This is a genomic window from Carnobacterium sp. (assembly GCF_040274425.1).
In genome coordinates this window covers 24,673-31,927 of sequence record NZ_JBEMBC010000026.1, presented here as the reverse complement: position 1 = coordinate 31,927, position 7,255 = coordinate 24,673, and the positions used below count along the sequence as shown (strand labels likewise).

General features: G+C 34.9%; 8 protein-coding genes. 6 read left to right on the top strand and 2 right to left on the bottom strand.

All coding sequences use genetic code 11. The features are described from left to right. The 4 genes from ABS911_RS07185 to ABS911_RS07170 form a co-directional block, all read left to right on the top strand. On the top strand, positions 1-424 hold a 424-nt coding region (locus tag ABS911_RS07185; protein ID WP_350467007.1), incomplete at its 5' end, for a family 1 glycosylhydrolase. 165 nt (positions 425-589) lie between these two features. Continuing rightward, the gene (locus ABS911_RS07180) at positions 590-1,303 is read left to right on the top strand and encodes a GntR family transcriptional regulator (protein WP_350467006.1); all 714 of its coding nucleotides are present in this window, start codon (positions 590-592) and stop codon (positions 1,301-1,303) included. 224 nt (positions 1,304-1,527) lie between these two features. After that, on the top strand, positions 1,528-2,421 hold the full coding sequence (locus tag ABS911_RS07175; protein WP_350467005.1) for an ROK family protein: 894 nt from the start codon (positions 1,528-1,530) through the stop codon (positions 2,419-2,421). Between the two features lie 79 nt (positions 2,422-2,500). After that, entirely contained in the window at positions 2,501-3,103 is a 603-nt protein-coding gene (locus tag ABS911_RS07170; protein ID WP_350467004.1) for a hypothetical protein, read from the top strand. Positions 3,104-3,205: 102 nt separating this feature from the next. Here the strand turns inward: ABS911_RS07170 and ABS911_RS07165 are convergent, their stop codons facing one another. Beyond that, positions 3,206-4,525 (bottom strand): DUF438 domain-containing protein, encoded by a 1,320-nt coding sequence (locus ABS911_RS07165; protein ID WP_350467003.1) that lies wholly within the window; start codon positions 4,523-4,525, stop codon positions 3,206-3,208. Between the two features lie 4 nt (positions 4,526-4,529). Next, positions 4,530-4,754: a DUF1858 domain-containing protein gene (locus ABS911_RS07160; RefSeq protein WP_350467002.1), complete on the bottom strand. Its 225-nt coding sequence runs from the start codon at positions 4,752-4,754 to the stop codon at positions 4,530-4,532. Between the two features lie 542 nt (positions 4,755-5,296). Between ABS911_RS07160 and ABS911_RS07155 the strand changes: the two genes are divergently transcribed. Together ABS911_RS07155 and ABS911_RS07150 are read left to right on the top strand one after the other, a co-directional pair. Further along, positions 5,297-5,974, top strand: a complete 678-nt coding sequence (locus ABS911_RS07155; RefSeq protein WP_350467001.1) for a hypothetical protein — start codon at positions 5,297-5,299, stop codon at positions 5,972-5,974. After that, on the top strand, positions 5,971-7,203 hold the full coding sequence (locus ABS911_RS07150) for a glycosyltransferase family 2 protein (RefSeq protein ID WP_350467000.1): 1,233 nt from the start codon (positions 5,971-5,973) through the stop codon (positions 7,201-7,203). The genes ABS911_RS07155 and ABS911_RS07150 overlap by 4 nt, the downstream gene beginning before the upstream one ends. Positions 7,204-7,255 lie beyond the last annotated feature (52 nt).

Here is a 7,255-nt window from a genome sequence, read left to right as displayed (position 1 = left end):
GGGACGGCGTATGAATGTAGACAAGGGTTGGGAAATCTATCCTAAAGCACTCCATGACATTGCATTGAATATCCGTGATAACTATGACAATATTCCATGGTTCGTATCAGAGAATGGGATGGGAGTTTCAAGAGAAGAACGTTACTTAAATGAAGAGGGTGTTATCGAGGATGATTACCGGATCCAATTCATACAAGAGCACCTTTATTGGGTAGCTAAGGGAATAGAAGAAGGTTCAAATTGCTTTGGCTATCACTTATGGACGCCAATTGATTGCTGGTCATGGAAAAATGCTTACCGCAATCGTTATGGTTTCATATCAAATAACATCCATACCCAAGTTAAAACAATCAAAAAATCAGGTCATTGGTTCAAAAAAGTCGCTGAGGAAAACCAATTTGATATGCCAGAGAATTTAATGTAACTATTTTTAATCATGTAAGAAAATGAATTGGTAAGGCAGGTGTTAAAGAAAATTTGTCAAGAAATAGAAATTTCGTTATACTAAAGGTATAGACTTTTTCTGTACTGCCCTATAAATATAGTGCTGTTTTCGGAAATAAACTGAGGTAGCGAGAGGGGCAACAAAATGAAAAAGTACATTATGATTTCTAATGATTTACGTAATAAAATTTTAAAAGGAGAATACGTTGCCAATCAACGATTGCCTTTTGAAAAAGATTTGTGTATACAATACGATTCTAGCAAGATGACAATAAAAAAAGCCGTAGATATTTTAGTGACAGAAGGCTTGATCATCAAGAGAAGAGGATCTGGAACGTTTGTGAAAGATCTCAATCCTGAAGAGATCGAGCGTGTCATTATGGCGAACCAATTCCGTGGTACAACAGCACTTTATCCAGATAAAAAAGTTTCTAGTAAAATTTTAAATTTTTCCATTGTGCAAGTACCCGAACATGCGGCTAAAAAATTAAACATACCATCAGACAATTTTGTTTATGATGTCCGTCGGGTTCGTTACGTTAATGATAAACCAGTCGTAATAGAAGAAATGTATATGCCTATTGACCTCATTCCTGGAATCAAAGAAAAGAACATTAAAGAATCCATTTATGAGTATCTTGAAAATGAATTACATCTGAAGATTCAAAGCGCTCATAGAACAGTGTCTGTTCGTAAAGCAACAGAGTTTGAAGCAGAAAAACTCGGACTTGAAAGTGGAGACCCTGTTGCAGTAGCTGAGCAAGTAGGTTATCTAGATACAGGAAATACCTTTGAATTTTCTACATCTATCCATCGTTATGACGAATTCTCGGTAGAAATTGTCTTAACACGTGATTAGATGAAGTTCTAAAAGAACTTGATCATCTAACTAAGTAAAAATAGTTTTCTGTACAGAAAAAGCCAATATAGGGATATTCTCTGTCGTTGGCTTTTTCCTTTTAAGTAGGTAAACGTTAAATATAAAAATGAATGACTCGGTAATTAAGTGGATAAATGACCTAACAAAGTAGTATGAATAAGAAAATGAGAACGCTATTAATGAAAGTGAGGGAGAGTGACTATATGAGTATTGTTGTATTTGATATCGGTGGGTCTGCAGTGAAATTTGGGTTATGGAAAGATGAAGAGTTAAGCAATAAAGGTTCATTTTATACACCTGAAAATTGGAAAGATATGAAAGAAGAAATGATGAAGGTTTATCACAACTTTATGAAAGAACATTTAGTTGAAGGTGTTGCTATCAGTGCCCCGGGAGCTGTTGATGCACAAGAAGGGACCATCAGTGGGATCAGTGCTGTTCCTTATCTCCATTTTTTCCCAATCAAAAAAGAATGGGAAGATTTATTTGGAGTGCCAGTTTCAATGGAAAATGACGCCAACTGTGCTGCATTAGCAGAAGTATGGCATGGTGCTGCAAAAAATATCCAACATGCTTTATTCCTAATAATTGGTTCTGGTATTGGTGGATCAGTTGTTATTGATCGTAAATTATTTAAAGGGAAAGATCTTTTTGGAGGAGAATTTGGCTATATGTTGTTAGATGGTGAACATACGTTAAGTGAAATGGGAAGTCCGGTTCAAACTGCAAAACGCTACGGAAAAGAAATGGGATTAGATACTGTTGTAGATGGAAAGCACCTTTTTAAAGAAGCGGATAGAGGAGAACCACTGGCTGTTAAATATGTGGACGGTCTTATTGATGCTTTGGCGCGTGGAATTTATAACCTTTCTATTAGTTTTAATCCCGATATGGTTGTGATTGGTGGTGGCATATCTATCAGAGAAGACCTTATTCAACGTTTGCATGAACGGACTTCCTTTTATTTAGAACGTCAGAGGGCACATGATATAATATTAAATATCCAAGTTTGTAAATTTCACAATGATGCCAATTTGATTGGTGCGGTAGCTCATTTTGAACAAACGGTGTATGATAAGAATAACATAGCCAATTAAAACTTCTTTTGTTTAAATGAAACTTCAAATATTAAAAGGGTAACTATTATTTTATATAGAAAAAATGGAGGAACTACGTATGACATTTGAACCAACTGAAAGCTTAAACCCTTATTATAACGAAAGTCTTTTATCCATTGATGAAAAGATTTGTGATTTATTAAACCAACGTAAAGAAGTTCTGGTTAAAAATACAATTTTCCCACCAGATGAGGTGATTTCTAGATTGGCTAATGAGTACGACCTTCAGGAAGAGTATTTACAATCGCTCTTTACGACAATGGCAATGGAAGCTAGTCTCAAGCCAATGGTTGTGCCTATTGAATTCAAAAAATATGTGCCAGTGCTTAAAACATATGAAAATCAAGGAGTGTTATACACCGTAACCTATATTCGGCAATATTCCAATGCTAGTGTGTTGTATCTGCATATAGATTGGGAGGAGAGAAATGAGGCAATTGAATCCAACTATTATCCTGATATTTTTGATATGTTCATTGATGATACATATATCTGTCGATCAGAAGGTGGAGGAGGAACAACAGGACATACGAGCTATAGCTATATCATTTCACCCGCTTTGCCAGATGATATTACTGGCATTGAACTCATCTTTACAGAACCCGGCAGACCTTTTAAAGAAAATCCAACGGGTTTTGAATTTACAATTAAACTAGGATAATTAAAAGACTATCAAACAGCCTGTCATCCTTATATGGAATGATGGGTTGTTTGATAGTCTTAATTTCAAGAGTTTTCCTAACGTTAATATCTTTGAATAAGGTTAGTTGTCCTCACTCAATAATCGATGTTCCCCTTGGATTTTTTGAATTTCAGTAATATCTTGCGTAACTTCTAAACAGCCTAAATAGGTAGTTGTTTCAGGATCATGAATAGCAAAATAGCGAATATAAATCATCTTTCCACGTAAATTAATCCAAAATTCTGCTTCATTTCTTTCTCCGCTTCTAAAGTCATCAAGAATTTTCTGAACCATATGCATACTTTTAGGCGGATGGCAGTTGATCACTTCTCGTCCAATAACAGAATTTGTACGGGGGAAAACACGATTCTTTCCTTCTGAATAGAAGCGTACGCGATCTTCATTGTCTACGAAAGTGAGATCTACAGGTAAAACACCAAAAATAGCCGTTAGTTCTTTTAACTGAAGGACACCGGTTGGTAAAACGATAGACCCTTCGCTTAATGGATCTTCTTGCCAATCGTAATGTTCTGTTTCGGTAATAGGAGGAGCTTCAGATATAGCTGCAGTCATAGCGGCGGCATTTTTTGCTGCTTGTGACCGAGCTTCTTGCTGATCTTTTTCTTGTGCTAGAGCATCTTTACTCGGTTTCCAAGACAAGGGTTTAGGGATAAAAGCAAATCCAATATCGAAGCTGTCTTCAGCGATTCTTTGCCAATCTACTAGGGAAAACACATCTAAAACCATTGGGACCATAATTTCCTCTTCTTTAAAAATCATTTCTTCTACTTCCGTTATAATGTGTTCGATTTTATCCCTTAGAGGGTTAATGGCAACTTTTTTGCTGCTTAAATAAAGATTTACATCTTTGATAGCTGCACGGATAGCGTCATCAACACCCCACATAACTTTTGGTGGTGCAGTAATGCCATACCGTTCCATATAAGAAAAAATCAAAGTTTCTTTTCGTGCATAATGCTTATCAATTTGTGTCAAATCTAATAAAGCATGCCGTAGCCGTTCTTTCTGAGAAAAGTCGCCGTTAGCAAATCGGTCAAAAACTTCTTGAATTTCATCTTCTAAGAGTGAGTGAATCACTTTGTTTTCTAGCTTTAAAGTGTGAACGGGATGTCCTGGATACTCATGTTCGTAATTCGAACGATGGATATCTCTAATGGATCCCTTGAAAACAGCCGCATGAACATTGCATAGATGTTGAATTTCTGAAGGATCCAAACCACTGGCAATCAGTTCTCTTTCTGCGGCTGTAATTTCGCTGACATCCACCCCATCAAAAGACTCATCGAAGAGACGCTTGGCTTCTTCAAACTCGCCGCCTTCATGAAGCAACGTTAAAATCTCAACAATTTTTTTCTGACGATGAACAGTATTGTTTTCCATAAATTCACTCCTTAATGGTAAAGCCTAATTGTTCCAATTGATCAATAATGACTTGTAAATCAACTTTTTTCATCTTTGCTCCTTTTGGAATAGTCATATACCTTCCCACAGTCGTTAACATACCAGGTTTTTGGATATCTTTTAACCCTAAGTCAAATAAAACACGTTGGATTTCCGGATGTGCTGTAACTAATTCGTAAACAGAAGACTCTAAACTGATTTCTTTCATAGCGAATACTCCGTTTCTATAAAGGTGGAATTGGTTGTTACTTATATCACATACTATACAGTGCGAAAACTAGAAGAACAAGGTGAAATAGGCTATTATTTAAAAATTCTACTTAGCAGTTTCTTTTATTTTACCATAATAGCAGTGTTTATAAAGAGAATATCAATTGCCGTAGATTTATCAAAATAAGCAATATTGTATTGTGAAATCAGTGAAATTTTAAGAAGTAATGAACAAAGTGTTAAGAGGTACTAACTGATGTGGATAGAAAATAAGTGGGATTTTAAAGGTTTAAAAATGGATCAATTCAATTTGAATTAATTGTGAACAAGATTGACATAATAGCTGAATAAAAAAGCAATTTGCGTATCAATTAATGGAATAAAAAAAATGTATGTGATATAAATAACAGAATGGAATTTTTTAAATATAGAATTGAGGTATAACTGAATATGTCAAAAAGAACGTCATCTCTATCACTTTTTCTTTCGTTATTGTTAATTACTTTTCTGCTATTTTTTCAAGTTACGGAAAAAGATCATTTGTACATAAATTTTTTGATTCTTCTATTAACAGCCATAATAATGAATTTTCTATCTACTTCTAAAAATTTTATTTTAATTCTTACAATTATTTTCAGCGTCGGTTTTTCACTTGTTGTGATATCAGACACCAGTATAAAATCTCAATCCTATTTGATTGGCGAATACACATTGTTAATAGCCGCATTGATTATCATGTGGTTAGTGTTTGCAGAAGTCAAAAGAAACAGTGATGAGCTTGCTGTGCTTAGGCTAAAAGCTGAAGAATTAGAAAAATATATCGGAACATCTAATTTATTGACTCATTCAGAATTTACCAATCGAATCAAATTTATTATGACGGGAACTCAAAGACGGGGAGAAGAAAATTTTTATCTCTCAGTTAAAGCATCTTCTTCAGATAAAACAACAGAAGCTATGAACTTTTTATTGATGCAAACATTACTAAAAACAGTACGAACGGATTATGATTTAGTGACAAAACTAACAGAGAGTTCTTATTTGATCTTTTTACAAAACACTAAAAAGGAAGGTTGTTTAAAGGTAGTGGAGCGGGTCTTCAAATCTTTACGAACAGAATTAAATATCATTCAACTGCCTATTGATTATGAGATTTTTGATCAAGAACAAGGACTTAACTACTTTATAAATCATAAGGATGGAGAACTTAAAAAATGAACTTCTTAATGATAGTAATTATGTTTTTTTTCTGGATGATGTTAGTTTTTTATTCCGTTCTTACGGTAGCTGGTGTGGTCCAGCGGCTAACAAAAAAAGAATCGATTGTTTTAACCGATTATCCATCTGTAGCAGTTTTGATTCCTGCTCATAATGAAGGTGTCGTTATTAAGGATACACTAGATGCAATGGTCAAGTTAGATTATCCGGGAGAGCTGACGGTTTACTTATTAGATGACAATTCGCAAGATGATACTGCGAGTATTGTACAAGAATTCAGCCAGTTATTTTCTAGAATTTGCTATGTTAAAGTACCGCCAGGCAAACCAACCGGAAAATCACGTGTTTTAAATTATGGGCTTTCTATCACAGAATCAGATTACTTTTTAGTGTTTGATGCAGATAACCAACCGAACAGAAACGCAGTGATTGAATTAGTACATGCAGCAGAAACAACGGAAAATGCTGCAGGAGCAGTAGGATATGTTAAAACGGTTAACGCCAATCAAAATTTGCTGACTCGAATGATTGCAATTGAATTCCAAGTATTCCAGTTGCTGATGCAAAGTGGCCGTTGGAAGTTATTTAAAGCTGGTTCGTTAGCGGGTACCAATATGCTGCTTAAAAGAGAGGATCTTTATGCAGCTGGCGGATACGATCCTTATGCTTTAGCTGAAGATGCTGAGTTAACCGTTCGTATAGCGGCAATGGGGAAAACTTTACCAGTTGTTCACCAATCTCATACGTGGGAACAAGAACCTGAGAATATAAAAATTTTTATTAAGCAACGAACCAGATGGTTAACAGGTAATTTGTATTTGCTAGAGAAATCTTTACGCGATTGGAGTTTTTGGAAAGGAAAAACCTTTATTTACAGTTTGCAGCATGTCTTGACCTACTTCTTTTTTGTAGTGTTGCTATTGATTTCTAACATCTGGTTTATTTTAGGATTGTTTGGTGTATCCGTTCCTTATTTTGATGTTCCACTATTGTTTATTTGGTTCTTAAGCTATGTTGTTTATACTGCCCAAGTTATTAGTGCCATGGTTTTAGAAAATTCAATATCGCCATTTAATATTTTTGTAGGTTTGATCATGTATTTTACTTATGCTCAATTTTTCATAGTATTGTTGTTGAGAAGTGCTAGTCAATATATTTGGAGCCGAATCACAAATACAACGATCACGTGGGATAAAACTAAACGATTCAAAAAAGGGAGAACTGAGTGAAGAAGAAAAGGCTTTATATAATCCTGATTAGTATCTTAATAGTAAGTAGTCT

Coding starts and splice junctions, on each gene's coding strand:
- ABS911_RS07180 (WP_350467006.1), top strand. CDS start 590: ATGAAAAAGTACATTATGATTTCTAATGATTTACGTAATAAAATTTTA.
- ABS911_RS07170 (WP_350467004.1), top strand. CDS start 2,501: ATGACATTTGAACCAACTGAAAGCTTAAACCCTTATTATAACGAAAGT.
- ABS911_RS07175 (WP_350467005.1), top strand. CDS start 1,528: ATGAGTATTGTTGTATTTGATATCGGTGGGTCTGCAGTGAAATTTGGG.
- ABS911_RS07160 (WP_350467002.1), bottom strand. CDS start 4,754: ATGAAAGAAATCAGTTTAGAGTCTTCTGTTTACGAATTAGTTACAGCA.
- ABS911_RS07150 (WP_350467000.1), top strand. CDS start 5,971: ATGAACTTCTTAATGATAGTAATTATGTTTTTTTTCTGGATGATGTTA.
- ABS911_RS07165 (WP_350467003.1), bottom strand. CDS start 4,525: ATGGAAAACAATACTGTTCATCGTCAGAAAAAAATTGTTGAGATTTTA.